The sequence below is a fragment of the Synechococcus sp. FACHB-909 genome (assembly GCF_014698945.1).
Lineage (GTDB): Bacteria > Cyanobacteriota > Cyanobacteriia > PCC-6307 > Cyanobiaceae > Cyanobium.
Genome location: NZ_JACJTY010000001.1, coordinates 205,293 through 227,378 on the forward strand (window position 1 = coordinate 205,293; position 22,086 = coordinate 227,378).

The 22,086-nt window shown below is 70.2% G+C and carries 20 protein-coding genes; 17 read left to right on the forward strand and 3 right to left on the reverse strand.

Features of this window, described 5'->3' with window-relative positions; translation table 11 throughout:
* The 8 genes from H6G99_RS01025 to H6G99_RS01060 all read left to right on the forward strand — a co-directional run bounded on the left by H6G99_RS01025 (position 1) and on the right by H6G99_RS01060 (position 7,907).
* The gene (locus H6G99_RS01025; RefSeq protein ID WP_094584518.1) at positions 1-744 is read left to right on the forward strand and encodes a DevA family ABC transporter ATP-binding protein; all 744 of its coding nucleotides are present in this window, start codon (positions 1-3) and stop codon (positions 742-744) included.
* A gap of 42 nt (positions 745-786) precedes the next feature.
* Positions 787-942, forward strand: a complete 156-nt coding sequence (locus tag H6G99_RS01030; RefSeq protein WP_011293689.1) for an Asl3888 family RNA-binding protein — start codon at positions 787-789, stop codon at positions 940-942.
* 115 nt (positions 943-1,057) lie between these two features.
* Positions 1,058-1,996 carry a glycosyltransferase family 2 protein gene (locus H6G99_RS01035; protein ID WP_094584519.1) on the forward strand — a complete coding sequence of 313 codons (939 nt, stop codon included), beginning with the start codon at positions 1,058-1,060 and terminating at the stop codon, positions 1,994-1,996.
* Positions 1,997-2,104: 108 nt separating this feature from the next.
* Positions 2,105-2,821, forward strand: a complete 717-nt coding sequence (rpsB, locus tag H6G99_RS01040) for a 30S ribosomal protein S2 (RefSeq protein WP_094584520.1) — start codon at positions 2,105-2,107, stop codon at positions 2,819-2,821.
* 38 nt (positions 2,822-2,859) lie between these two features.
* Entirely contained in the window at positions 2,860-3,519 is a 660-nt protein-coding gene (gene tsf / locus H6G99_RS01045) for a translation elongation factor Ts (RefSeq protein ID WP_094584521.1), read from the forward strand.
* A 10-nt stretch (positions 3,520-3,529) separates the two neighbouring features.
* Entirely contained in the window at positions 3,530-4,630 is a 1,101-nt protein-coding gene (locus H6G99_RS01050) for a hypothetical protein (protein WP_286190921.1), read from the forward strand.
* A 35-nt stretch (positions 4,631-4,665) separates the two neighbouring features.
* Positions 4,666-7,152: an ATP-dependent DNA helicase RecG gene (recG, locus tag H6G99_RS01055; RefSeq protein ID WP_353617141.1), complete on the forward strand. Its 2,487-nt coding sequence runs from the start codon at positions 4,666-4,668 to the stop codon at positions 7,150-7,152.
* 35 nt (positions 7,153-7,187) lie between these two features.
* Positions 7,188-7,907, forward strand: a complete 720-nt coding sequence (locus H6G99_RS01060; protein ID WP_190609357.1) for a M15 family metallopeptidase — start codon at positions 7,188-7,190, stop codon at positions 7,905-7,907.
* Here H6G99_RS01060 and H6G99_RS01065 read toward each other — a convergent pair.
* Together H6G99_RS01065 and sir are read right to left on the reverse strand one after the other, a co-directional pair.
* Positions 7,868-8,311, reverse strand: coding sequence for a hypothetical protein (locus H6G99_RS01065; protein WP_094584522.1), 444 nt, complete (start codon positions 8,309-8,311; stop codon positions 7,868-7,870). The two genes, H6G99_RS01060 and H6G99_RS01065, sit on opposite strands and share 40 nt — an antisense overlap.
* Positions 8,311-10,080, reverse strand: a complete 1,770-nt coding sequence (gene sir, locus H6G99_RS01070; RefSeq protein WP_094584523.1) for a sulfite reductase, ferredoxin dependent — start codon at positions 10,078-10,080, stop codon at positions 8,311-8,313. Before sir ends, H6G99_RS01065 begins: the two co-directional genes overlap by 1 nt.
* Positions 10,081-10,193: 113 nt before the next feature.
* Here sir and glyS point away from each other — a divergent pair, with 113 nt between their 5' ends.
* Positions 10,194-12,359, forward strand: coding sequence for a glycine--tRNA ligase subunit beta (glyS, locus tag H6G99_RS01075; RefSeq protein ID WP_190609359.1), 2,166 nt, complete (start codon positions 10,194-10,196; stop codon positions 12,357-12,359).
* A gap of 66 nt (positions 12,360-12,425) precedes the next feature.
* Entirely contained in the window at positions 12,426-13,763 is a 1,338-nt protein-coding gene (locus H6G99_RS01080) for a hemolysin family protein (protein WP_233133814.1), read from the forward strand.
* Between the two features lie 40 nt (positions 13,764-13,803).
* On the opposite strand, the gene chlP is transcribed toward H6G99_RS01080, so the two are convergent.
* Positions 13,804-15,189 carry a geranylgeranyl reductase gene (gene chlP / locus H6G99_RS01085; protein ID WP_190609361.1) on the reverse strand — a complete coding sequence of 462 codons (1,386 nt, stop codon included), beginning with the start codon at positions 15,187-15,189 and terminating at the stop codon, positions 13,804-13,806.
* 170 nt (positions 15,190-15,359) lie between these two features.
* Here chlP and H6G99_RS01090 point away from each other — a divergent pair, with 170 nt between their 5' ends.
* The 7 genes from H6G99_RS01090 (at position 15,360) to ccsB (ending at position 22,045) form a co-directional block, all read left to right on the forward strand.
* Positions 15,360-16,073 carry a M15 family metallopeptidase gene (locus tag H6G99_RS01090; RefSeq protein ID WP_190609363.1) on the forward strand — a complete coding sequence of 238 codons (714 nt, stop codon included), beginning with the start codon at positions 15,360-15,362 and terminating at the stop codon, positions 16,071-16,073.
* Between the two features lie 323 nt (positions 16,074-16,396).
* Complete coding sequence (gene typA / locus H6G99_RS01095; RefSeq protein ID WP_015108155.1) at positions 16,397-18,205, forward strand: translational GTPase TypA; 1,809 nt, start codon at positions 16,397-16,399, stop codon at positions 18,203-18,205.
* Positions 18,202-18,618, forward strand: a complete 417-nt coding sequence (locus H6G99_RS01100; RefSeq protein WP_190609365.1) for a DUF309 domain-containing protein — start codon at positions 18,202-18,204, stop codon at positions 18,616-18,618. The genes typA and H6G99_RS01100 overlap by 4 nt, the downstream gene beginning before the upstream one ends.
* A 29-nt stretch (positions 18,619-18,647) precedes the next feature.
* On the forward strand, positions 18,648-19,136 hold the full coding sequence (locus H6G99_RS01105) for an LptA/OstA family protein (RefSeq protein WP_233133815.1): 489 nt from the start codon (positions 18,648-18,650) through the stop codon (positions 19,134-19,136).
* On the forward strand, positions 19,133-19,861 hold the full coding sequence (gene lptB / locus H6G99_RS01110; RefSeq protein WP_094584529.1) for an LPS export ABC transporter ATP-binding protein: 729 nt from the start codon (positions 19,133-19,135) through the stop codon (positions 19,859-19,861). The genes H6G99_RS01105 and lptB overlap by 4 nt, the downstream gene beginning before the upstream one ends.
* A 56-nt stretch (positions 19,862-19,917) precedes the next feature.
* The gene (locus H6G99_RS01115) at positions 19,918-21,078 is read left to right on the forward strand and encodes an LptF/LptG family permease (RefSeq protein ID WP_190609841.1); all 1,161 of its coding nucleotides are present in this window, start codon (positions 19,918-19,920) and stop codon (positions 21,076-21,078) included.
* 55 nt (positions 21,079-21,133) lie between these two features.
* Positions 21,134-22,045, forward strand: coding sequence for a c-type cytochrome biogenesis protein CcsB (ccsB, locus tag H6G99_RS01120; RefSeq protein ID WP_094584721.1), 912 nt, complete (start codon positions 21,134-21,136; stop codon positions 22,043-22,045).
* Positions 22,046-22,086 lie beyond the last annotated feature (41 nt).

Below are 22,086 nucleotides of genomic sequence, written 5' to 3' on the forward strand. Positions count from 1 at the left end.
ATGACCACGCTCCACACCGGTTCCGCCCCGCCCGTGGCCGGCACGGCCGATGGCCTCGCCACGGTGTCGGTGCGGGGTCTCAGCCACTGGTACGGCTCCGGCGCGATGCGGCGCCAGGTGCTCCAGGGCATCGATCTGGAGATCCACCCCGGCGAAGTGGTGCTGCTCACGGGGCCCTCCGGCTGCGGCAAGACCACCCTGCTCACCCTGGTGGGGGCCCTGCGCCAGGTGATGGAGGGGTCGGTGCGGGTGCTGGGCTGCGAGCTGAACGGCTCCAGCCGCCATGAGCGCCAGCTGCTGCGCCGCAACGTCGGCATGATCTTCCAGGGCCACAACCTGCTCCGCTGCCTCACCGCCGAGCAGAACGTGCAGATGGGCGCCGACCTGCTGCCGGATCTGGGCTACCGCGCCCGTCGCGACCTCTCCCGCGAGTGGCTGCGGGCCGTGGGCCTCTCCGACCACCTCGGCAAGCTGCCCCACGACCTCTCCGGCGGCCAGAAGCAACGGGTGGCGATCGCCCGGGCCCTCGCCGCCCACCCCCGCCTGCTCCTGGCCGACGAACCCACTGCCGCCCTGGACAGCCGCACCGGCCGGGAGGTGGTGGAACTGCTCCAGCGCCTGGCCCGGGACGAGGGCTGCGGCGTGCTGATGGTCACCCACGACCCCCGCATCCTCGATGTGGCCGACCGCCTGGTGCGGATGGAGGATGGCCGGCTGTGGGCCGGTGAGGCCGTGGTCGGGTGAGTAGGGTGGAACCTCACAGTCTTTTCAAGGCTCGCATCACCTATGTCGAAACGCAGGAACCTCAAGAAGGAAAAGCAGGAGCGCAACCGGGCCTACGCCCGCAAGTTCAAGAAGCGCAAGCTGCGTAACGACGGCCGCGGTGAAGGGGCCGGCAACGGCGTGACCGGCACGGCCAACAACGGCGGCGCCGCCGACTGATCACGCCTGTCCGGTCATGGCGGCACCGGGGGGATTCGATCGGGATCCCCCTTTTTTCATGGCCGCCACGACCGACCCACCCGCTGCCAGCGGCCCTGCCTCGCACCGTCACCCGATGTTCATCAGCGTCGTCATCCCCACCTACAACCGGCTGCCGATCCTGCGCCAGTGCCTGCAGGCCCTGGAGCTCCAGGAGATCGACGGCCCCCTGCAGGCCTACGAGGTGGTGCTGGTGGACGACGGCTCCACCGACGACACGGTGCGCTGGCTGGATGCCCATGCCACCGCCTTCCCCCATCTGCGCCTGATCCGCCAGGACCACGGCGGCCCCGCCGAGGGGCGCAACCGCGGCGTGGAGGAGGCCCGTGGCGATGTGATCGTCTTCATCGACAGTGATCTGGTGGTGACGGAGCGGTTCCTGCTGCACCACGCCACGGCCCTGGCGCGGGCCTGGCAGGAGAGCGGCGACCGGCTCTGCTTCACCTACGGCGCCGTGATCAACACCCACAACTTCGAAGCGCCCACGTCGGAGCCCCACAAGCTGCGGGATCTCTCCTGGGCCTACTTCGCCACCGGCAACGTGGCGATCGACCGCCGGGTGCTGGAGCAGTCGGGCCTGTTCGACACCGGCTTCCGCCTCTACGGCTGGGAGGATCTGGAGCTCGGGGAACGGCTGCGCCGCATGGGCGTGCGGCTGGTGCGCTGCCCCGAGGCCGTGGGCTACCACTGGCATCCGCCCCTGAGCCTCGAGCAGATCCCCGATCTGGTGCGGGTGGAGCGGGAACGGGCCAAGATGGGCTTGGTCTTCTACCGCAAGCACCCCACCCGGCGGGTGCGCTTCATCATCCAGTACACCTGGCTGCATCTGGCGCTCTGGGAGCTGCTCACCCTCGGCGGCCTGATCAATGAACGGACCCTGCGGCCCCTGCTGCGCTGGCTGATCCGCCACGGCAAGGCGGGGCTGGCGATGGAGCTGCTGCGGCTGCCCCTCAACCGCTTCGGGGTGCGGGCCCTCCATGCCGAAGCCCGCCAGCAGGGCCATTTGGTAGGTTGACCCGGTCACACCAACACCGCACACCTGCACGTTTCGGGTGATCCGCCCCCCTTCCCTGGGAGCGGCATCCCTGGCAGGTGGAGGCCAACCCGAAACCCCACAACCCCAATGGCTGTCGTCACTCTCGCCGAGATGATGGAAGCTGGTGCCCACTTCGGACACCAGACCCGTCGCTGGAATCCCAAGATGTCGCGCTACATCTATTGCGCGCGCAACGGAGTCCACATCATCGATCTCGTGCAGACCGCCGTCTGCATGAACAACGCCTACAAATGGACCCGCAGTGCCGCCCGCAGCGGCAAGCGCTTCCTGTTCGTCGGCACCAAGAAGCAGGCCTCCGAGGTCATCGCCCAGGAAGCCGCCCGCTGCGGCGCTTCCTACGTCAACCAGCGCTGGCTGGGCGGCATGCTCACCAACTGGAGCACGATGCGGGCCCGCATCGACCGCCTCAAGGACCTGGAGCGCATGGAGTCCTCCGGTGCCATCGCCATGCGGCCCAAGAAGGAAGCCGCCGTGCTTCGGCGTGAGCTCGACCGTCTGCAGAAGTATCTGGGCGGCCTCAAGAACATGCGCCGCCTGCCCGATGTGGTGGTGCTGGTGGATCAGCGCCGCGAGACCAACGCCGTGCTCGAGTGCCGCAAGCTCGACATCCCCCTGGTGTCCATGCTTGACACCAATTGCGATCCCGATCTCTGCGACGTTCCCATCCCCTGCAACGACGACGCCGTGCGTTCCGTGCAACTGGTGCTGGGCCGGCTGGCGGATGCCATCAATGAAGGCCGCCATGGAGCGCAGGATCAGCGCGGCGGCGACGACGACGCCTGAGCCGTTCTCTCCCTCCCGACCTCCCTCCCTCCCGACCCATGGCTGAGATCACAGCGAAGCTCGTCAAGGAACTGCGCGACAAGACCGGCGCCGGCATGATGGACTGCAAGAAGGCCCTCACCGAGTCCGGTGGGGATGCCACCAAGGCCGCCGAATGGCTGCGCCAGAAGGGCATCGCCACCGCCGAGAAAAAGGCCGGCCGTACGGCGGCCGAAGGGGCCGTCGGCAGCTACATCCACACCGGCGCCCGCGTCGGTGTGCTCGTGGAGGTGAACTGCGAGACCGATTTCGTGGCCCGCGGCGAACTCTTCCAGGAGCTGGTGCGCAACGTGGCGATGCAGATCGCCGCCTGCCCCAACGTGGAATACGTCAGCACCGACGACATCCCCCCCGAAGTGGCGGAGCGCGAGAAGTCCATCGAGATGGGTCGCGACGATCTCGCCGGCAAGAAGGAGGAGATGAAGGTCAAGATCGTGGCGGGGCGCATCGGCAAGCGCCTCAAGGAACTGGCCCTGATGGACCAGCCCTTCATCCGCGACAACACCGTGACCGTCGGTGAGATGGTCAAGTCGGCCGCCGGCAAGACCGGTGAGAACATCCGGGTGCGCCGCTTCACCCGCTACACCCTCGGTGAGGGCATTGAGGTGGAGCAGTCGGATTTCGCCGCTGAAGTGGCGGCGATGGGCAAGGCGGCCTGAGCCGGAGCCGTTGAGCGACCCGTCCGATTCGATCGATCTGCCGGGTCAGCTCCAGGCCCTGAACCGGCGGCTGACGCAGTCGAACCCGGAGCTCTACCGCCACGTCGCCCTGTACCTCCAGGTGCTGCGCCAGGCGCTGCCCCAGCAGGTCCGCCAGGCCTGCTTCCATCTCTCCACCCAGGTCCACCCCCAGCGCTACACCGAACTCCCGCTCGAGCGCCGGCAGCTCCTGCACGGCCAGATCCAGGAGCTGGTGGGGCGCTGCTGCAGCCTGCTCACGGTGGAGCACCTGGTGATTCTGGCGGCCCAGATCTCCCGGGAGCGCCAGCGCCGCGACCGTCACGACCGGGAGCAGCTGCTGGAGGAACTCACCTGGGAGGGGGAGAGCGGGGGCGGAGAACCGGAGCCCCTGCCGCCCGGATCGGTGCAGATTGCCTTCGCACCGCCCCTGGCTGGCGGATCCTTCCTCTGGGGTGCGCTGGGCCATGGGGAGGCTCCCCCTCCGGACACCGACGAAGGGGAGCGGCACGATCCGGACGACGCCCAGTTCGACGACCCTGACGAGGATTCCGAGGATGGCCCCGAGGAGGGCCCCTCGGACGAGACGAAGGGGCGGTCCGACCTGGAGGAGCTGGAGGATTCCCTCTGGCAGGCGGGGCGGCTTCCCGACGATCCCGAGCGGGTGCTGCGCTGGATGGACGGCATGGAGCTGGCCCTGGCCCGCCGCCTGCGCAACCTCTCCCATGCCATCAATGTGGAACTGCTGCGCGGTGGCGTCAGCCGCAGCCTGCTGCCGGTGAGCCTGCTGGATGCGGTGCTGGCCGGCCAGCTGGAGACCATGGCCGCCCCCGCCAACCTGATGCGGTTGCCCCTGCCCTTCCCTGGCGCCCGCGGACCCCAGGCGCAGACGCTGGCGGTGCTGCTTCGGCCCACCGATCTGGAGCTGGAGGAACCCCGCCTGCGCACCTGCCGGCGGCGGCTGCAGCAGCATCGCCAGGAGGTTCGCAGAATGGCCCAGCAGTTCCGTCGCCTGCAACGGCGGCTACGGATCCATCAGGCCGAACAGCTTTGGCTGCAGGACATCCGCCCCCCATCGATTCCGACCGACTGAACGGCAGCCCCGCCGTGGAAGGTGCGGCCGCGCCCGTGTCCGAAGCCCTGGAGCAGACCCTGGAGCGCTGGTGCACGCCCCTGCAGCTGGCCTGCCGCCTCGAGGCCGAAGCCGGCTTCGCTGATCTCCAGGGGCGCCGCGATCGCTTCAGCGGCTTCATCGGCAGCTCCCTGGCGGCGGCGCCGGAGGGGCTCGAGGCCGCCGAGCGCCAGCAGCTGGCCGCCCTGTCCCGGGACTTCGCCGGGTACGGCGCCCTGGCGCTGGCGGGCCGCCAGTCGCTGGTGCGGCGCCTGCGGCAGGGGCTGCATGAGCTGCGCCGCCGCCGGCAGGAGGTCCGGCCCATCGGACCCCCACGCCTGCGGCTGGGGCCCCCTGATCCTGCGGTGGGGCCAACCGCCGGCGCTCCCCGGCGGCTCGATCCCCAGACCCCCCTGGCGGAGGTGCCCGGGATCGGCCCGAAGACCGCCACCCGCCTCGCCGCCCTCGGCCTGCTGGTGGTGCGCGATCTGGTCCACCACTACCCCCGCGACTACCTCGATTACGCCCATCTGGTGCGGATCGCGGCCCTGGAGCCTGGGCGCACCGCCACCATCGTGGCGACGGTGCGCCGCTGCCATGCCTTCGGCAGCCCCCGCAACCCCAACCTGGCGATCCTGGAGCTGCAGCTGCAGGACGTGACGGGCCGACTGAAGGTGACGCGGTTCTTTGCGGGTCGCCGCTTCAGCAGTCCCGGCTGGCTCAAGGCCCAGCAGCGCCTGTATCCGATTGGGGCCACGGTGGCCGTCAGCGGGCTGGTGAAGGACAGCCCCTATGGCCCCTGCTTCGGCGATCCCCTGCTGGAGGTGCTGGAGGCCCCCGGCGCGCCGGTGCGGTCGGAGCGGATCGGACGGTTCGTGCCCGTGTATGCCCTCACCGAGGGCCTCAGTGGCGAGGCCCTCGCCCGGGCCATCGCCGCCGTGCTGCCGGCGGCGAGCCGCTGGCCCGATCCCCTGCCGGAGTCCCTGCGCCTGGAGCTGGGCCTGACGGGCCGTGGCGAGGCGCTGCTGGGTCTCCATCGCCCCGCCGACCGGGAAGAGCTGCAGCGCTGCCGCCGGCGCCTGGTTTTCGATGAGTTCCTGCTGCTGCAGCTGGCCCTGGGGCAGCGGCGCGAGCGCCTGCGCCGCTCTCCGGCCCCGCCGCTGCTCCTGCCCAGCGGCGGCGAAGACCTGGTGAGCCGCTTCCTCGACCTGCTGCCCTTTCCCCTCACCGGCGCCCAGAGCCGCGTACTGGCGGAGATCCGCGCCGACATGGAGCGCCCCCAGCCCATGGCCCGGCTGGTCCAGGGGGACGTGGGCAGCGGCAAGACGGTGGTGGCCCTGGCGGCCCTGCTGGGGGCCATCGCCGCCGGCTGTCAGGGGGCCCTGATGGCGCCCACCGAGGTGCTGGCGGCCCAGCATTTCCACAAGCTGGCCGGCTGGCTGCCCCAGCTCGACGTCAGCATCGAGCTGCTCACCGGCTCCACCCCCGCCCGCCGCCGCCGCCAGGTGCTGCAGGACCTGGTCAACGGCCAGGTGAAGCTGCTGGTGGGCACTCACGCCCTGCTGGAGGATCCGGTCCAGTTCGACCGCCTCGGGCTGGTGGTGGTGGATGAGCAGCACCGCTTCGGCGTGCGGCAGCGCAACCGGCTGCTGGCCAAGGGGCTCCAGCCCCATCTGCTCACCATGACCGCCACCCCCATCCCCCGCACCCTGGCCCTCTCGATCCATGGCGATCTGGACCTCAGCCAGATCGATGAACTGCCCCCGGGCCGCACGCCGATCCGCACCAGGCTGCTGCGGGGATCCGAGCGCGCCGGTGCCTGGGAGCTGGTGCGCCAGGAGGTGGCCAAGGGGCAGCGGGCCTACGTGGTGCTGCCCCTGGTGGAGGAATCGGAGAAGCTCGATCTCCGCTCCGCCGTGGAGGTGCACCGCCACCTCGACGAGGAGGTGTTCCCTGAGCTCACGGTGGGGTTGCTGCACGGCCGGATGACCGGTGAGGAGAAGCAGCGGGCCATCGGCGCTTTCCAGGAGGGGCGCTCCCAGGTGCTGGTGTCCACGACGGTGGTGGAGGTGGGAGTGGACGTGCCGGAGGCGAGTGTGATGGTGATCGAACATGCCGAGCGCTTCGGTCTGGCCCAGCTGCACCAGCTGCGGGGCCGGGTGGGCCGGGGGGCCGCCGCCTCCCATTGCCTGCTGCTGCACGAGGGCGACAACGCCATGGCCCGCCAGCGGCTGGAGCTGCTGGCCCGCAGCAGCGACGGCTTCGAGATCGCCGAGATGGACCTGCGGCTGCGGGGACCCGGCCAGGTGCTCGGCACCCGCCAGTCGGGCCTGCCGGACCTGGCCCTGGCCAGCCTCAGCGACGACGGCGCCGTGCTGGAGGAGGCGCGGCTGGCGGCGCGGCGGATCCTGGCGGAGGATCCGGACCTGGCCCGCCATCCGCATCTGAGCGGGGCCCTCGAAGCCCAGCGGCGCCGCTCGGTGGAGGCGGCCCAGTTGAATTGAGCCAGACACCGGCCCGAGCCGGACCCGCCGCCCCCATGCCGCCCCTGCGCCCCTGGAGTCCGATCCCCATCGCCGATGGGGGCGAGCCCCTGGGCGACCTGCCGCCGAGCCTGTGGCGTCTGGAGCCCCACCCCTATCAGGCCCTGGGGGCGCCCTATGGCGCCGGCGCCAGTCCCTTCCGGCTGCGCCGCGGGGTGATTGATCGGCTGGAGCGGGCCCAGGAGCGGCTGCAGCAGCGCCGGCCCGAGTGGCGGCTGGCCATCTTCGACGCCTGGCGCCCCATCGCCGTTCAGGCGTTCATGGTGCGCCAGTCCTTCCGTGAGGCCTGCCGCGAGAGGGGCCTCGACCCCGACGCCTTCGGCCTCCCCCAGCAGGCCGTGGCGGCGGAGGTGGATCGCTTCTGGGCCCCGCCGAGTGCCGATCCGGCCACCCCGCCCCCCCACAGCACCGGCGCCGCGGTGGATCTCACCCTGGCCGAGGCCAGCGGCCGCCCCCTGGCCATGGGCGGGGAGATCGATGCGATCGGCGCCATCTCCGAGCCCGACCACCACGCCGGTGCCGCCCCCGGCAGCGAGGCCGCCGAGTGGCACCAGCGGCGCCGGCTGCTGGCGGCGGTGATGGAGGAGGCCGGTTTCGCCCAGCACCCCAACGAGTGGTGGCATTTCAGCCACGGCGACCAGCTCTGGGCCTGGCGCCGCGGCGAACCGCGGGCCCTCTACGGCGCTGTTGCCGGTGCCGGGGACGGTGCCGGCTGAGCGGTGGCGGGTGCCGGGCTGCTGGTGACCGGGATCACGGTGCCCGGCAGGGTCAGGCCCAGTTCCCGGAACAGCACGCTGGCCTGGGGGCGGGTCAGCAGTCCCTTCTGGACGCAGCGCTTGAGGCTGGCCAGGGTCATGTCGTCCTGCACGCGGCGCAGCTGGGCCAGCACCGCCGGACTCTGGTCGGCGAAGGGCTGCAGATGGGTCTTGTAGGCGGCCCTGATGGCGTCCGGCTGGCAGGCCAGGGGATCGGACTGGAAGTACTGCACCGGGGCCTCGGGCGCCCGCGGCCGCTCCGCCGCCTCACTGGTCCGCCCTGAGCAAGGCAGCAGCCCCGCCAGCACCATGCCAAGGAGGGCGCCCAGAAGGGGCTGGACGGGGCCGGCGGTGGGGCGGCCCATCAGGAAGCGGCGAGCAGCCCGGTGACCCGCTCGGCCCCGATCCGCTCGATGAAGTCGCCGAAGCGGCTGCGGGGGCCGCCCTCGTCGCGCCAGGCCACCAGCAGGGGCTCCAGGGTGGCCTCGAGCTTCTCCAGAGGCATCTTCTCCAGGTAGGGGCTGGCCAGCCGCGTCAGGCCGTGGCTGCCGCCGAGCCACAGCTGGTAGGCGTCCACGGCGCTGCCCACCAGACCGATCTCGGCCATGTAGGGGCGGGCGCAGCCATTGGGGCAGCCCGTCATGCGCACCAGCAGCGGTTTGCGGATCTCCAGCCGCTCCAGCAGGGCCTCGAGGCGGTTGAGCACCTCGGGGAGGATCCGTTCGGCTTCGGTGATCGCCAGGCCGCACAGGGGCAGGGCCGGGCAGGCCAGGGCATGGCGGGCCAGGGGGGCCGGCGCCTCGGGGGCGGTGAGGCCGAGGGCCGCCAGACCCTCCCGCACCGACGCCCGCTGGGCGCTGCCGATGTTGCAGAGCAGCAGGTCCTGGTTGGGGGTGAGCCGCACCTCCAGCTGGTAGGTCTCGACGAGACGGCGCAGGCCGCTCTTCAGCTCCCCCTGCAGGCGTCCGCACAGCACCGGCAGGCCCACGAACCACAGGCCCGGGGACTGGCGATGCCAGCCCAGGTAGTCGGTGAGGACGGCGGGGGGCTCCCGGCGCATCCCCTTGATCGGATGGGGGAAGTACCGGCCCAGTTCGGTGCGGAACCAGTCCACCCCCCGGTCGTGGATCAGATATTTCATCCGGGCGTGGCGGCGCTGCTCCCGGTCGCCGTGGTCCCGCTGCAGGGCGACGATCGCCTGCACCAGCTCCAGCACATGGGCGGCGCCGACGTAGCCGAGGGGATCGGCGGTGCGGGCGAAGGTCTCGTCCTTGTTGTGGGTGCGCCCCATGCCACCGCCCACATAGACGTTGCAGCCCAGCGGCCGGCCGGAGGGGTCGCTGAACAGCACCAGGCCGATGTCCTGGGTCAGCAGGTCCACCGAGTTGTCCCCGGGGACGGTGACGGCCACCTTGAACTTGCGCGGCAGGTAGGTGGAGCCGTAGAGGGGTTCGGCCGCGTCACCGCTGAACACGGCTCCGCTCTCCTGCAGACGGCGCGCCTTCTTCACGGGGCCCTTGGGCTTGATGCGATAGCTCAGGTCGCCGTCGACCCAGAGGTCGAGGTAGGAGCCCTCGGCGGCCTGGGGGGCCAGCAGGTCGGCGATGCGATCGGCCAGCAGGCGGGCCTCCGGGTAGCCATCGCGCTCGAAGGGGGCGGCCGGGGCCATCACGTTGCGGTTGATGTCCCCGCAGGCCGACAGGGTGGAGCCCAGGGCCCGCACGATGCCGCCGATCACCTCCTTGAGGTCGGTCTTCTGGACGCCGTGCATCTGGAAGGCCTGGCGCGTCGTGATCCGCAGGGTGCCGTTGCCCAGCCGATCGGCGAGGGAATCCAGCGCCAGGTAAAGGGAGGTGGGGATGCGCCCGCCGGGGTTGCGCAGCCGCAGCATCATCTGCCAGTCCTTGTCGGCGCCCTTGCGGCGTTTGTCCCGGTCGTCCTGCTGGTAACTGCCGTGGAACTTGAGGATCTGGACGGCGGGATCCGTGAAGCTGGGCAGATCGTTGCCCAGTTCGCCCGCCAGGGGATCATGCAGGTGGCCGCTGCCGGCCTTGAGCGCCTCCTGCTTGGTGGGGGGCTTGGCGGGGGGAGCCGATGGGAGCGACGTGCTGTCGGCGACCGTCGTCGAGGACATCGGCATGCGGAACGGTATCTGAACTGAAACTAGCGAACGGCACGTGGCGCACCGCCGGAGGTTCCGGCCGTTTCCCTCCTTTGCATACAGTCGCGTTCTGCCCGCTCCCCTGCATGGCCACCTTTCTTCTGGAGATCGGAACCGAGGAACTGCCGGCCGATTTCGTGCGCCTGGCCCAGCCCCAGCTGGAGGCGATCGTGGCCCGCGACCTGCGGGAGGCCCGCCTCGCCTGCGACACGATCAGCACCGGCGGCACCCCCCGGCGACTGGCCGTGACCGTCACCGGCCTGCCCCGGGAGCAGGAGGACCTGGTCGAGGATCGCAAGGGTCCGCCGGCCCAGCAGGCGTTCCGCGATGGCCAGCCCACCCAGGCCGCCATTGGATTCGCCCGGCGCTGCGGCTGCAGCCCCGACCAGCTGGAAATCCGCGAGACCGACAAGGGCCCCTTCGTGTTCGCCCGCACCACCGAGGCCGGCCGCCCCACCGCCGAGGTGCTGGCCGGCTGCATTCCCGGCTGGATCCGTTCCCTGCAGGGGCGGCGCTTCATGCGCTGGGGTGCCGGTGATGGCCGCTTCAGCCGGCCCCTGCGCTGGCTGGTGGCGCTGCTCGACGAGGCGGTGGTGCCGGTGGCGCTCACCGACGTGGATCCGCCCCTGGCCAGCGATCGCCTCAGCCGCGGCCACCGTCTCCATGACGGAGCGGTGACGATCCCCTCCGCCGCGGGTTATGCCGCCGCCCTGGAGGCCGCCGATGTCCAGGTCGACCGGCAGGCCAGGGGCGCCGCGATCCGCACCGCCCTGGAGGCGGCAGCGACAGCGGCGGGGGCCGAGCTGGATCTGCCGGAAGCCCTGTTCGACGAGCTGGTCGACCTGGTGGAGTCCCCCCGGCTGATCGAGGGCTCCATCGACGCCGACTACCTGGCCCTGCCCCCGGAGGTGCTCAGCACCGTGATGCGCTCCCACCAGCGCTACGTGCCCCTGCGCCTGGCGGACGCCCCGGCCGATCCCCTGGCCCTGGTGGCCGGGGAGGCCCTGATGCCCCGGTTCCTTTGCCTGTCCAACGGCCTGGCCGGCGCGGCCGACACGATCCGGCGCGGCAACGAGCGGGTGCTGCGGGCCCGGCTGGCGGACGCGGCCTTCTTCCTGGCGGCGGATCGCCGTCAGAGCAGCGCCGAGCGGGTCGAGGCCCTCGAGCGGGTCACCTTCGCCGAGGGGCTCGGCAGCCTGGCCGATCGCAGCCAGCGCCTGGCCTGGCTGGCGGATCTGGTCTGCCGTCGCCTGCCGGTGGGCGATGCCGCCGCCGTCGCCGCGCGGAGGGCCGCTCCCCTGTGCAAGCACGACCTGGTCAGCCAGATGGTGGGGGAATTCCCGGAGCTGCAGGGGGTGATGGGGGCCAAGTACCTGCTGGCGGAGGGCGAGACCCGCGCCGTGGCCCTGGCGGTGCTGGAGCACTACCAGCCCCGCGGCGCCGGCGACGCCCTGCCGGGTTCCGAGGCGGGGGCGGTGCTGGCCCTGGCCGAACGGCTGGAGCTGCTGCTCAGCATCTTCGCCAGGGGGGAGCGGCCCAGCGGCTCCTCCGATCCCTACGCCCTGCGCCGGGCGGGCAACGGCCTGCTCCAGATCCTCTGGGATCGGGCCTGGTCGCTCGACCTGGTGGGCCTGATGGCCGAGGCCACCGCCCACTGGCAGCGGCTGCTGCCCGATCTGGCGGTGCAGCCGCTGGCCCTGGCCGCCGACCTGCTCGACTTCCTGCGCCAGCGCCTGGCCAGCCTGCTGGAGGAGGAGGGCTCCAGCTCCGATCTGGTCCAGGCCGTGGCCGGCGATGGCGTCTCCCTTGAGCGGCTGCTGCGGGATCCGGCCGATGCCCGGGCCCGGGTGGAGCTGCTGCGACGTCTGCGCAGCGAAGGCAGCCTGCCCCTGGTGCAGGCGGTGGTGCAGCGGGCCTCGCGCCTGGCCGAACAGGCCGACCTGGCGGCGGATCTGGTCAGCCCCGATGGGGTGGTGGACCCGGATCTGTTCGGTTCCCCCAGCGAGGCCGCCGTGCTGGCGGTGCTGGAGCGGCTGGCGGTCCATGCCGCCGCCAGCGGAACCGCCCGCTACGAACCGCTGGCCCGGCTGCTGGGGGAGAGCGGCGCCACCCTGGCCGCCTTCTTCGACGGCCCCGACAGCGTCATGGTGCTCTGCGACGAGCCGGAGGTGCGCCGCAACCGCCTGCGGCTGCTGGCGGTGCTGCGCAACCAGGCCTCGGTGCTCGCCGACTTCAGCCGTCTGGGGGGCTGAGACGCAGGCCCTCCGGCCCCCCTGTCGCCGTCCTGCTTACTGTCGTCATCCGTGCCCGTCACACCGTTGCCGTCTCCTTCGCCGTCGTCGTCCCTGTCGTCGCTGCTGCTGGAAGGCCTGGTGATCGGCGTGCTGATCCTGCTCAACGGGGTCCTGTCGGGATCCGAGCTGGCCATGATGTCGGCCCGTCGCCTGCGCCTGGAGCAGGAGGCGGAGCGGGGCCACCATCCCGCGCGGGTGGCCCTGCAGCTGATCCGCTCCCCCAACGACTTCCTCTCCACTGTTCAGATCGGCATCACCCTGATCGGCATCCTCAGCGGCGCCCTCGGTGGCTCCCGGGTGGCCCAGTCGCTGCAGCCGCTGCTCGAGGCGGTGCCGGCGCTGCGCCCCTGGGCCGAACCCCTCGCCCTGGGGATCGTGGTCACCGCCATCACCTTCCTCTCCCTGGTGCTGGGGGAGCTGGTGCCGAAGCGCATCGCCCTCAACGACCCGGAACGCATCGCCTGTGCCGTGGCGCCCCCGATGCGGGCCCTGTCGCGCTGGATGGCCCCCCTCGCTCACCTGCTGGGGGCGTCCACCGATCGCCTCCTCAGCCTCATGGGCATCGGCGAGACCGGTGAGCCGGAGATCACCGAGGAGGAGATCAGGACCCTGCTGCGACGGGGAACGGAATCCGGCCTGTTCGAGGTGGCCGAGCACGCCATGGTGGAGCGGGTGTTCCGGCTGGCCGACCGACCGGTCAAGGCGATCATGACGCCGCGCACCGACATCTGCTGGCTGGACCTGGCCGAATCGCCCCAGACCCATCTGCAGCGGGTGATGGAGGTGAACCACTCCCTGTTCCCGGTGGCCCGCGGCAGCCTCGACGCCTGCGTCGGCGTGGTCCGCGGCCGCACCCTGCTGGCGGCCCAGCTCGGCGACGGACCCCGGGACATCGAGGCCCTGCTGCAGCCGCCCCTCTACGTGGGCGAGAGCACCCGGGCCCTGAAGCTGATCGAGCAGTTCCGCAGCTCGGGGGTCCACATCGCCCTGGTCACCGACGAATTCGGCGGCATTGAAGGGCTGGTGACCCTCAACGACATGATGGAGGCGATCGTCGGTGATCTCTCCTCAGGCCAGGACCTGGAGGACCCGATGATCATCGTTCGTCAGGACGGTTCCTGGCTCCTCGATGGCGCCCTGGACATCGCTGATTTCAAGGATCTGGTGGGGAAGGGCCGGCTCCCTGAGGAGGACCGCGGTGGTTACCAGACGCTGGGGGGCTTCGTGATGCACTACCTCGAGCACATTCCCAAGGCCGGCGACTGTTTCGAGTGGGACGGCCTGCGGGTCGAGGTCGTCGACATGGACGGCAACCGGGTCGACAAGCTGCTGGTCAGCCGGATCGAAAAGGAACCGGCCTGAGGATGTCCTCAGGCCGGCTTGTCTCAGGCCGGCCCCCTTCTCACTTGGCGACCAGCACGGGCTCCTTGACGGTATCGGGATCGGGATCCACGGGCGGCGTGACGGCATGGACGCCGGCGGGCTTCATCGAGGAGCGGGGCTCGGCGGCGGCCAGGATCGCTTCGGCTTCCTCGGCCGAGCGCACGGCGCTGGGGACCGGCTTGTAGCCGGCGGGAGCCAGGGCCTGACCCCGCAGCACGGCGCCCAGGGTGAGCACGGTGAGCTTGATCTGCTGCCAGGGGTTCATCGCCACCACCCGCTTGTAGAGGTAGCTGTCGAAGGTGAGGCGCTGCACGTCCTTGTCATCGCACATCTCGACGAACGCCTCTCGGGCGGCATCGTTGCTGTAGAAGATGTTCTGGAGCAGCTCCAGCACCTTGTAGGTGGCGCCGTACTTGCGGTCCCACTTGCGGATGTAGACCTTGAGATCCTTCTCGGTGGGGATGCGGCTGCCGGAGGCGCTGGCGGCGACGATCTCCTCGGCACACATCCGGCCGCTCTTGGCGGCGAAGTAGATGCCTTCGCCGGAGCTCTTGGTGACGTAACCGGCCGCGTCGCCCACCAGGGCCATGCGGCCCACCACCCGCCGGGGGCGGGGATGCTCGGGGATGGGGTGGGCCTCCACCTTGATCACCTCGCCGCGCAGCAGTCGGCGGCTGGCCCGCTCGCGGATGCCCTTCTGGAGGCCTTTGATCAGGGACTGGTTGGCCTGCATGGTGCCGGTGCCCACCGCCACGTGGTCGTACTTGGGGAACACCCAGGCATAGAAGTCGGGCGAGACGTCGGTGCCGACGTACATCTCGGCCAGGTCCTCGTAGTAGGCCATCTCCTCGGCGGGGAGCCGGATCCGCTCCTGGAAGGCGATCGCCACGTTGTAGTCACCGGCGTCCATGGCCTTGGCCACCCGGCTGTTGGCCCCGTCGGCGCCGACGATCAGATCCACCTCGAGGGTCTTGAGTTCACCGGTGGGGCCGCCGGAGGAGTAGTCGGCGTAGTGGAGGGTGTAGGGACCCTGGCGCTGGCTGCCGGTGTCGATGCTCTGCACCAGCCCGTTGACCAGATGGGCGCCCAGTTCGGCGGCCCGGTTGCGCAGGAAGCCGTCGAGGACCTCCCGGCGGCACATGCCGATGTATTCGTTGCTGTTCTCCAGGTGGATGTCCACCTCCCGGTTGGAGGGGGAGATCATCCGCATGTTCCGCACCTTGCGGTCGATGATCGATTCCGGCAGGTCGAATTCCTCGACCATGCACAAGGGGATCGCCCCACCGCAGGGTTTGGCGTTGTCGAGCTTGCGCTCGAACAGCCAGGTCTCGATGCCGGCCTTGGCGAGAACTTCCGCAGCACAGGAACCGCTGGGGCCGCCGCCCACGACTGCCACTCGCAACATCTTGAAACCTGCTCCGCCATTGGGATGTGGGTTGGAAGCTAACACCGCCGTGCGGGTAACCGCCCGGTAGAGAAACCTATGAAATGACCCCCAACTAGGATCGGTCAGGCCCGGAGCAGAGGCCGTCTCCGCCCCGCATCCGTGATGCTCCTCGGTGATGCTCCTCGGTGATGCCCCTCGGTGACGACATCCCGCTGGCCCGGCGCACCACGCCCCGCCCGCGCCGGCCGGCCTCCCTCCCCAGGCGGATGGCCCAGGTGGGACTCACCGGCGCCCTGCTGGCCGGTGGGGCCGTTCTGCTGCTGATCGGCCCCCTTCGCACCTGGATCACCCCCACGCCCGTTCCGGGTCTGTCGGCCCGCCTCGGGCCGGACGGTCGGCTCCTCGGCCACTTTCCCTACCCCGAGGCCGCGCCCGCCGACCTGGTGGCCATCGCTCCCGGCCTGCGCCTGCGGCCGGACGCGGCCCGTGCCCTCGAGGACATGCGCGCCGCCGCCGATGCCGACGGTGTCGTCCTCACCGTGCTGAGTGCCTGGCGCAGCGTTGATCTGCAGAAGCAGCTGTTCTTCGATGTCAAGGCCGAGCGCAACCAGACCTCCGCCGACCGGGCCCGGGTCAGTGCCCCGCCGGGCTTCTCCGAACACAGCACCGGCTTTGCCGTGGACCTGGGGGACGGTCGCCTGCCGGCCACCAATCTGATGGAGAGTTTCGAGACCACCGACGCCTACCGCTGGCTCGATCGCCACGCGGCCCGGTTCCATTTCGTGCGTTCCTTCCCCAGGGGCAACCGCCAGGGGGTGAGCTACGAACCCTGGCACTGGCGCTTCGAAGGGTCCACCGAAGCCCTGGAGATGTTCGAGCCCGCCCAGCGCCTGGCCCGCTGAACCGGCAGGTTCGGGGACCCGCCGCCGGTGCCGCGGGAGGGGGTGGGAGTAGGATAAAGAATCGCTTCAACGTTCGCCACATGTCCCACCGGGCCGGCGCGGCAGGGTTCCCCGAAAACCCTGACGAAGCGTCAGAGCGCTGGTTGGTCCCCGTTCAGGGCCCTGAATTCCCCATTCCGCCCACCTGAACGCCTGGCTGAACGCAACGTTGACAGCGACATGTCTTCTTCGTCTCGCCATCAACGCCCCGTTTCCCTGGAAACGACCACCGTCGATTCGATTCCGTCGAACCCCTTCCCTCACCTTCGCAGGACGACATCCCCATGAGCGGCGACATCAAAGGCGCCCCGATACGCAATATCGCGATCATTGCCCACGTCGACCACGGCAAGACCACCCTGGTGGATGCCCTGCTCGAGCAGTCCGGCATCTTCCGCGAAGGTGAAGCGGTGCCCACCTGTGTGCTCGATTCCAACGATCTGGAGCGGGAGAGGGGGATCACGATCCTCTCCAAGAACACCGCCGTGGATTACAACGGCATCCGCATCAACATCGTCGACACCCCCGGTCACTCCGACTTCGGCGGTGAGGTGGAGCGGGTGCTGGGCATGGTGGATGGCTGTCTGCTGATCGTGGACGCCAACGAAGGCCCCATGCCCCAGACGCGCTTCGTGCTCAAGAAGGCCCTGGAGAAGGGCCTGCGGCCGATCGTCTTCGTCAACAAGATCGACCGGGCCCGTGTGGATCCCGAGCAGGCCGTCGACAAGGTGCTCGATCTGTTCATCGAGCTCGGCGCCGATGACGACCAGTGTGATTTCACCTATCTCTTCGGCAGCGGCATGGGCGGTTACGCCAAGCCCGACATGGCCACCGAGAGCGACAACATGAAGCCGCTCTTCGACGCCATCCTGCGGCATGTGCCGCCGCCGGTGGGTGATCCCACCAAGCCCCTGCAGATGCAGGTCACCACCCTCGACTACTCCGACTTCCTCGGCCGGATCATGATCGGCCGGGTCCACAACGGCACGATCGCCGGCGGACAGAACGTCGCCCTGATCCGCGACGACGGCAGCATCAAGCGCGGTCGCATCAGCAAGCTGCTCGGCTTCCAGGGGCTGCAGCGGGTGGAGATCCCCGAAGCCCGGGCTGGCGATCTGGTGGCCGTCGCCGGTTTCGATGAGGTCAACATCGGCGAGACCATCGCCTGCCCCGACCATCCCGAGGCCCTGCCGCTGATCAAGGTGGACGAACCCACCCTGCAGATGACCTTCGTCGTCAACGACTCCCCCTTCGCCGGCAAGGAAGGCAAGTTCGTCACCAGCCGCCAGCTGCGTGATCGCCTGCAGCGGGAGCTGCTCACCAACGTGGCCCTGCGGGTCGAGGACACCGACTCCCCCGACCGCTTCTCCGTCTGCGGCCGTGGTGAGCTGCACCTCGGCATCCTGATCGAGACGATGCGTCGCGAGGGCTTCGAGTTCCAGGTGTCCCAGCCCCAGGTGATCTTCCGCACCATCGACGGCACGCCCCACGAGCCGTTCGAGACCCTGGTGATGGACGTGCCCGAGGAGGCGGTGGGCAGCTGCATCGAGAAGCTGGGCATCCGCAAGGGCGAAATGCAGAACATGGAGGCCACCAGCGACGGCCGCACCCAGCTCGAGTTCGTGGTGCCCTCCCGGGGTCTGATCGGCTTCCGGGGCGAGTTCATCCGCGCCAGCCGCGGCGAAGGGATCATGAGCCACTCCTTCCTCGACTACCGGCCCATGCAGGGCGACTTCGACGCCCGCCGCAACGGCGTCCTGATCGCCTTCGAGGAGGGCACCGCCACCTTCTACGCCCTCAAGGGCGCCGAGGACCGCGGCCAGTTCTTCATCACCCCCGGCACCAAGGTCTACAAGGGGATGATCGTCGGCGAGCACAACCGTCCGCCCGATCTCGAACTCAACGTCTGCAAGGCCAAGCAGGTCACCAACATCCGCTCGGCCGGCGCTGAGGTGCTCGACACCCTCCAGTCGCCGATCCAGATGACCCTGGAGCGGGCCCTGGAGTACATCGGCCCCGACGAGATGCTGGAGGTCACCCCCGAGTCGATCCGGCTGCGCAAGATGCCGGTGAAGAAGCCCGCCAAGCGTTGAGTCCCGGCGCCCCATCCGCCGATGAGGAAACCCTGCTGCAGGCGGACCCTCGCCTGCAGCAGGCGATCGAACACTTCAACGCGGCCGAGTGGTATGCCTGCCACGACGGCTTCGAGGAGCTCTGGCAAGAGACCCAGGGCCCGATGCGGCCCGTGCTCCAGGGTCTGCTCCAGATCGCCGTGGCCGAACTGCACCTCGAGCGCGACAACCGCCGCGGCGCCACGGTGCTGATGGGCGAGGGGCTGGGCCGGCTGCGGGGCTGCGGCGACGAGGCCCTGGGCCTGGCCCTGGGGCCGGTCCGGCTCCTGGCCGCCCAGCGGCTGGAGGCCCTCCAGCAGCAGGCCGACCTCAGCGGCCTGCCCCTGCCGCGCCTGGAACTGGCGCGGGGAACGGGCACGGCGCCGGTACATTGAGCACACTCAAGGCCTCCACGATTTCCACCTTGACCCTGCCCCCCCGCCCACTGCTGTTCGTGCTCGCCGCGGGGTTCGTGGGCGCCGCCCTGCTGGTGCTCCCGTCCCGCCCCGTCGCGGCCCAGGCGCCGGCCGCCACGGCCCAGACCCAGCGGCCGAAGACGCCCGCCACCGGCATGGTCACGATCGAGTCCGACGTGCAGCAGGCCGACAATCAGAACGGCATCGTCACCGCCACGGGCAACGTGCGCATCGTCTATGCCGATCGCGGCATGACGGCCACCTCGCGGCAGGCCCAGTATTTCAGCAATGAGGGGCGCCTGGTGCTCACCGGCGATGTCGACGTGATCGACACCGATGGCCAGCGGCTGCGGGCGGAGCGGCTGGTGTATCAGCTCGACAGCGAGCGCATGCTGGCGGAGCCGCCGGCCGGCAAGCAGGTCTTCAGCAAGTTCCGCCTGCAGCAGCAGGGCACGTCCAAGCCTGACGCAGCCAAGCCTGCCACCCCCAAGCCGTGAGCCTGGTTCTGGAGAGGGTGGCGATCACCCTCGCCGGCCGCCCCCTGGTGACCGACGTGAGCCTGGATCTCCACCCCGGGGAGGTGGTCGGGCTGCTGGGTCCGAACGGGGCCGGCAAGACCACCACCTTCAACCTGGTCACCGGCCTGCTGCGGCCCGACTGCGGTGAGGTGCTGCTGGATGGTGAGTCGGTGGCCCACCTTCCCATGCCCCGCCGCGCCCGTCTCGGCATCGGCTACCTCCCCCAGGAGGCGAGCGTGTTCCGCCAGCTCAGCGTCCGCGACAACCTGATGCTCGCCCTGCAGGAGAGCGGTTCGGATCCGGCCGGGCGCCGCCGCCGCCTGGAGGTGCTGATCGAGGATTTCCATCTGGGCGGCTTCCAGCACCGCCGCGGCTACCAGCTCTCCGGCGGTGAGCGGCGCCGCTGCGAGGTGGCCCGGGCCCTCGCCGTGGGCGACCAGGGCCCCCGCTACCTGCTGCTCGACGAACCCTTCGCGGGGGTGGATCCGATGGCCGTCGCCGATCTCCAGGCCCTGATCGACAGCCTGCGGGGCCGGGGCATGGGCGTGCTGATCACCGATCACAACGTGCGGGAGACCCTGGCGATCACCGACCGGGCGTACATCCTGGCCGATGGCAGGATCCTTGCCTCCGGTGCCTCCCATTCCGTGGCCAACGATCCCCTGGTGCGGCGTCACTACCTTGGCGAGGGCTTCCAGCTTTGAAGGGGGCCCTGCTCGAGAAGCGCCCCACCTGGCTGCAGCTGCCGGGCGGCCAACGGCTGCGTGACTGGAAGCGGGTGCCGCGCTGGCGGGATCTGCCCCTGCTCGACCGCTGGCTGCTGCAGGAACTGCTGGGCCCGCTGCTGTTCGGCATCGCCGCCTTCACGGCCGTGTCCCTTTCGGTGGGGGCGGTCTTCGAGCTGGTGCGCCGGGTGGCCGAGTCCGGCCTGCCGGTGCTGGCGGCGATGAAGGTGCTGCTGCTGAGGCTGCCCTCCTTCCTGGTGCTGTCCTTCCCGATGGCCACCCTGATGGCCACCCTGCTGGCCTACAGCCGCCTGTCGGGAAGCAGCGAGCTGACCGCCCTGCGCAGCGTGGGCGTGAGCACCCGGCGCATGGTGCTGCCGGCCATGGCCCTGGCCCTGGTGATGACCCTGCTCACCTTCGTCTTCAACGACGCGATCGTGCCGCGGGCGAATCTGGAAGCCACCAACAGCCTCGAGCGGGCCCTGGGCAAGGCCATCGCCACCGAGCAGAGCGACAACGCCCTCTATTCCCGCTTCACCGACGTCAAGCTGCCCAACGGCGAATCGGTGAAGTGGCTGACCCACATCTTCCATGCCCGCCAGTTCCGCAAGGGGGTCATGCTCGATGTCACCCTGCTCGACTTCTCGCGCCACGGCTACCGGCAGATGCTCACCGCCCTCACCGGCAAGTGGAACGAGGCGGAGGGGATGTGGGAGTTCAACAAGGGCCGCATCACCAACATCGATGTGGCCACCGGCACCACCACTTCCGCCAGTTTCGACCGCTACCTCTACCCCTTCACCCGCGACCCGATCGAGGTGGCCCAGCTGCCCACCGACGCCAGCACCATGACCGTGGGCCAGGCCCTGACGGCGGAGCGGCTGCTGCTGGAGGCCAACAACACCAAGGAGGCGCGGCGGCTGCGGGTGCGCATCCAGGAGAAGTTCGCCTTCCCGGCCATCTGCCTGGTGTTCGGCCTGATCGGCAGCAGCCTGGGGGTGCGCCCTAATTCGCGCACCAGCCGCAGCCAGGGGTTCGGAATCAGCGTGCTGCTGATCTTCGGTTACTACCTGATGTCCTTCATCTTCAGCTCCCTGGGGATCACGGGCACCCTGATGCCCTTCATGGCGGCCTGGCTGCCGGTGGTCATCGGCCTGGCCGGAGGACTCTGGCTGTTGCGTCAGGCCAGCCGCTGAGGCCCCATCGGGGGGACGGCACGGCAAAGTGGATCGGTTTCGATCCGCTCCTTTGGTGAACGATCCGGTCATCGGCCTCGGCCTCGCGGCCTTCGCCCTGCTCCTGCTGGTGCTGCCCATCGCCTTCTGGTCCGTCAGCGGCGGTCACAGCAACCCGGTGGTCAGGATCCTGGTGGCCTCGGCCAATCTCTGCCTCACCGCCCAGCTGGTGCTGCGCTGGTGGGAGTCGGGCCACTTCCCGATCAGCAACCTCTACGAGTCGCTCTGCTTCCTGGCCTGGGCCTGCACCCTCACCCAGCTGCTGGTGGAGCGCAGCTGGCCCAACCCGCTGGTGGCGGCGGCGGCCACGCCCATGGGCCTGGGCTGCGTGGCCTTCGCCAGCTTCGCCCTGCCGGATCGCCTCCAGGAGGCCTCGCCCCTGGTGCCGGCGCTGCGCTCCAGCTGGCTGGTGATGCATGTCAGCGTGATCATGGTCAGCTATGCCGCCCTGCTGGTGGGCTCCCTGCTGTCGGTGGCCGTGCTGTTCGTCGACCGCAACCAGGATCTGGAGCTGCGCAGCAGCTCGATCGGCAGCGGCGGCTTCCGCCAGGCCCAGCTTGCCAGCGACGGCCCCGGTGCCATGGCGCTCAGCAGCAGCAGCTTCCGCATCAGCGAGCAGCTCGACAGCCTCAGCTACCGCACGATCACGGTGGGCTTCCTGCTCCTGTCCGTCGGTCTGGTGAGCGGCGCCGTGTGGGCCAATGAGGCCTGGGGCAGCTGGTGGAGCTGGGACCCCAAGGAAACCTGGGCCCTGATCTGCTGGCTGGTTTACGCCGCCTACCTGCACACCCGTCTGATCCGGGGCTGGCAGGGGCGCCGACCGGCGATCGTTGCGTCGGCCGGCCTGGTGGTGATCGCCGTCTGCTACATCGGCGTGAATCTGCTCGGCATCGGCCTGCACAGCTACGGCTGGTTCCTGGGCAGCTGAGCAGCGGCGCAACAAGAAAGGGCCCGTTCCTCACGGGCCCC

What these genes read in the sequence shown, in the direction of transcription:
- H6G99_RS01025 (WP_094584518.1), top strand. Translation starts at nt 1, where the DNA reads ATGACCACGCTCCACACCGGTTCCGCCCCGCCCGTGGCCGGCACGGCC.
- H6G99_RS01030 (WP_011293689.1), top strand. Translation starts at nt 787, where the DNA reads ATGTCGAAACGCAGGAACCTCAAGAAGGAAAAGCAGGAGCGCAACCGG.
- H6G99_RS01035 (WP_094584519.1), top strand. Translation starts at nt 1,058, where the DNA reads ATGTTCATCAGCGTCGTCATCCCCACCTACAACCGGCTGCCGATCCTG.
- rpsB (WP_094584520.1), top strand. Translation starts at nt 2,105, where the DNA reads ATGGCTGTCGTCACTCTCGCCGAGATGATGGAAGCTGGTGCCCACTTC.
- tsf (WP_094584521.1), top strand. Translation starts at nt 2,860, where the DNA reads ATGGCTGAGATCACAGCGAAGCTCGTCAAGGAACTGCGCGACAAGACC.
- H6G99_RS01060 (WP_190609357.1), top strand. Translation starts at nt 7,188, where the DNA reads ATGCCGCCCCTGCGCCCCTGGAGTCCGATCCCCATCGCCGATGGGGGC.
- H6G99_RS01065 (WP_094584522.1), bottom strand. Translation starts at nt 8,311, where the DNA reads ATGGGCCGCCCCACCGCCGGCCCCGTCCAGCCCCTTCTGGGCGCCCTC.
- sir (WP_094584523.1), bottom strand. Translation starts at nt 10,080, where the DNA reads ATGTCCTCGACGACGGTCGCCGACAGCACGTCGCTCCCATCGGCTCCC.
- glyS (WP_190609359.1), top strand. Translation starts at nt 10,194, where the DNA reads ATGGCCACCTTTCTTCTGGAGATCGGAACCGAGGAACTGCCGGCCGAT.
- chlP (WP_190609361.1), bottom strand. Translation starts at nt 15,189, where the DNA reads ATGTTGCGAGTGGCAGTCGTGGGCGGCGGCCCCAGCGGTTCCTGTGCT.
- H6G99_RS01090 (WP_190609363.1), top strand. Translation starts at nt 15,360, where the DNA reads ATGCCCCTCGGTGACGACATCCCGCTGGCCCGGCGCACCACGCCCCGC.
- typA (WP_015108155.1), top strand. Translation starts at nt 16,397, where the DNA reads ATGAGCGGCGACATCAAAGGCGCCCCGATACGCAATATCGCGATCATT.